The sequence below is a fragment of the Methylobacterium sp. Leaf117 genome, from assembly GCF_001422985.1.
GTDB lineage: Bacteria > Pseudomonadota > Alphaproteobacteria > Rhizobiales > Beijerinckiaceae > Methylobacterium.
This window is the reverse complement of sequence record NZ_LMNL01000031.1, coordinates 1-3,126: the sequence shown is the minus strand read 5'-3', so window position 1 is coordinate 3,126 and position 3,126 is coordinate 1. Positions and strand designations below refer to the sequence as shown.

Here is a 3,126-nt window from a genome sequence, read left to right as displayed (position 1 = left end):
TCTGGTGGTTTGAGCGGTGTGCCCAGAACCCGATCCCATCTCGAACTCGGCCGTTAAACACACCAGCGCCCATGGTACTGTGTCTCAAGACACGGGAGAGTCGGTCGCCGCCAGACCTGCTCAGAACAAGACACATAATCCCTCTCGACGATCGTCGAACGCAAAAAGGCCACCCTCCGGGGTGGCCTTTTTGCGTTTCCAAGCCTTGGTTTCATGTCCGCAAGCTTGGTTTCATGTCCGTTGGACCATAGTCCTGTGGACGCTGGCGCAGCCCCGTGGGACACGTCCGTAGGGGTTAGATCGCGTTTGCGGACAGGCGGTTTTTCGGACGAGACCTTTGCAGACCGCGCGTTTAACGCAGGCGGCGCCCATCCTTCGGGATGGCGGAGAGATCGAAGGCGTAGCCCTTAGTCGCGAGGGCCTCGAGGATCAGGTACTTCACGGTCACCCGGCGATCGAGAGCCTCCTGCCGCAGGGCCGTCCAGACGGGATCCGGCACCTCGACCTTCAAAACTGCCCCCTTGGCGGCCTTGGACCGCCTCCGCGTACCAGCCGGGGCCCTGGGGGCTCGAACCGGTGCGGCCTCGGCCGCCCGGGGTTCGCCCGGGATCCCGGGCGTAGGGATCGGTTCTGAGGGGGGGCTCGAGGCTCGCGTGAAGCCGAGGTCGCTCGCGGCCGCGGCGAGCTGTCGGGCATCCTCCGGACTCGTATGCGGCCGTGGGCGGGGCGAGGGTAGGAACGGGGGGGGAAACGGAGGCTTGCTCATCGTCAGGCGCCCTGTTGCTCGGCCAGGATGGTGAGGAGCTCGGTCAGGACGCCGCTCACCTCGGCGGCGGCTTTCGGATCTCCGCCCGGCCCCGCCGGTGTCGACCCCGTGAAGTGAATGGACTGGTACGCGGCTCGCTGGATCACCTCGGTCCGCAGTAGCGGGATACCGGCATTCTGGATCTCCTCCCGGGCATGCTGGGCGACGCGGCTTTGGAGCGGCGACATCTGGGTCAGGACCACCCGCGCCGGGATCGATCGGCGCAGCATGCGCTCGGCCCGCTGCACCACCTCGTAGGTCCGGAATACCTCCTGCAGGTCCATCCCCGAGATCTTAGTGGGGACTAGAACGAGGTCCGACTCGGCGATCGCGTAGGTGACGGCCTGCGAGGCCGCCCCTTCGAGATCGACCAGAACGATCCCGTACCGCGTTGCCGCCTCCCCGATGCGATCGAGGATGACGGTCTCCGTCACCCCCGAGATGACCGCGACGGTGGAATCTGCCCCCGCGCGGTCGCGCCATTCGCCGACATGCCCGTTCGGGTCGGCATCGACGATGATCACGCTTCCCCCCTGACGGGCGAAGGCGTCGGCCAGGCAGATCACAAGGGTCGTCTTCCCGACTCCACCCTTTGTCGAGCAGACGCTGATGACCGCCATCGAAAAGGCCCCCCGGGCTTTGCTAACCCAAACCTCCAAAGGCCCTAGGGCCTAAATCTCCAAGAACCCGTAAACCCAATCGCGTTCTTGGGCAAAAACCCATTTGCCCATTGAGGCAGAATTCGTGTTTTATTTTATAACGTTGAGCTTCTCTGGTCGCCTTGCCTACCTTGGATCGGCTGTCTGCACAGGCCCTCGATCCTATCATTTTAGTCGGCTGGCACAGCGGGTTGGACGGTCGCGTTGGTCCCAACGGTGGGACCAGCCAGGCGCCGATTCGAAGCGGCACAAGTCCCTGGTTTGACAGGAGAGCCCCTCGCGTGCCGAATGCACAGTCTCGGTCTCTCGCAAGACCGGAGATTCGATCAAGGAACCACCGCCACGCCGCAGTAGGACCCTGAAACGACAACGGCCCCCCGGTCGCCAAACCGGAAGGGCCGTCAAATCGTGTGATGTGCAAAAGACAACGGAACATCCTCAGCACATCATAGCTCCCCTCAGGAGTCAATCGAGAATGTTCATTCTCGGAGCGATGTCGCTTGGCCTGATGCGGTCCCAACCCAGGGACCACCATGTCGTTCGACCATCTACTCACCCTCGTTAACCATGTTCCCGTGGCTGCCCTGGACGCCCTGAGCCGCGATGTGTGGCGATCGGTCGGGGAAGGCGCTCTGACAGAAGCGCAGGCCCAGGAACTCGCCGAAGCCATTCACGGCCGCCGCCGGCCTGATCAGGCCGCCGCTGTCTCCCTCGGATGTCTCAAGGCCGTCTCATCTCAGATGATTCCTGGGATGGCCGCAGAAGCACCCGGAGCCTCCCCGGGCAAAGACCCCCGCCTTTGGTCCTACTTCCCGACCAAGAACCCTCAGCGCTCGCCTGATAGGGCCCGATCGCAGGTACGGCGGCGGACCCTTGCGGCTTCCGGCCCTCTGCCGCCGAGGCTCGCCTGCCACTTCACCACAGGCGAACTGGCGGTCCTCAAGATCGTGGCCGATGCATTCGTCGCTGGCCGCCAATGCACGCTCTCGATCCCCGAGATCGCCGCACGGGCTGGTGTGGGCCAGACCAAGGCACGCCTCGCCTTACGGATCGCCCAGCGCCTCGACCTGGTGTCGATCACGGAGCGACGGGTCCACTGCCGTCCCAACCTTACCAATGTGGTTCGGATCGTCTCCCCAATCTGGCTGGGCTGGCTGGCCCGCTGGAATCCCCGGAGCAAGGTCCCGGATGGGGTCAGCAGTGACGGCCCGCGTCCTCGCCAAGCCGTCGGATCCACGGTCGTTCCTGCAGACGGGGGGGAGGGTTCACTTTTGAGAGGGCCACGGAATCAGAGGTTTTCGAGAAGAGAGACGGATGGCCGTGCAACCTGGAGATGACGGTGTATCAGACCCAGAACGGCCAAGATCCGAAGCCTCAGCTCTACCCTGAAGCGAAGGCTGGAAACCTCAAGCACGTGTCGAGGTCACGCGATCCGTGGCGTGATTCCGGACCGGAAAGGGCGCGACCTCGACACATCCCTGCAGTGTCCGAGAGAGAACCAAACTGCGACATGTGCGTTTTCCCCAATCGCGGGTGTTGACGGGTCGGATTGGGATCCGTATACCCCCATTCATCGGCGAGCGGCCAAGGCGATTGGCGGCTTGCTTTTGCATCTCCTGACTGTTGATGGGTTGTCGCCTGGTGATCTGGGCGGTATTTCTG

2 protein-coding genes and 1 rRNA gene are annotated in these 3,126 nt (G+C 63.6%); 1 reads left to right on the top strand and 2 read right to left on the bottom strand.

The window, feature by feature from the left end:
- Nucleotides 1-116, top strand: a 5S ribosomal RNA gene (rrf, locus tag ASF57_RS14565).
- A 236-nt stretch (nt 117-352) separates the two neighbouring features.
- Here the strand turns inward: rrf and ASF57_RS25815 are convergent.
- Both ASF57_RS25815 and ASF57_RS14560 read right to left on the bottom strand, forming a co-directional pair.
- Entirely contained in the window at nt 353-499 is a 147-nt protein-coding gene (locus ASF57_RS25815; protein ID WP_156376157.1) for a hypothetical protein, read from the bottom strand.
- A gap of 269 nt (nt 500-768) precedes the next feature.
- Nucleotides 769-1,425 carry a ParA family protein gene (locus ASF57_RS14560; RefSeq protein WP_056484683.1) on the bottom strand — a complete coding sequence of 219 codons (657 nt, stop codon included), beginning with the start codon at nt 1,423-1,425 and terminating at the stop codon, nt 769-771.
- Nucleotides 1,426-3,126 lie beyond the last annotated feature (1,701 nt).

What these genes read in the sequence shown, in the direction of transcription:
- ASF57_RS14560 (WP_056484683.1), bottom strand. Translation starts at nt 1,425, where the DNA reads ATGGCGGTCATCAGCGTCTGCTCGACAAAGGGTGGAGTCGGGAAGACG.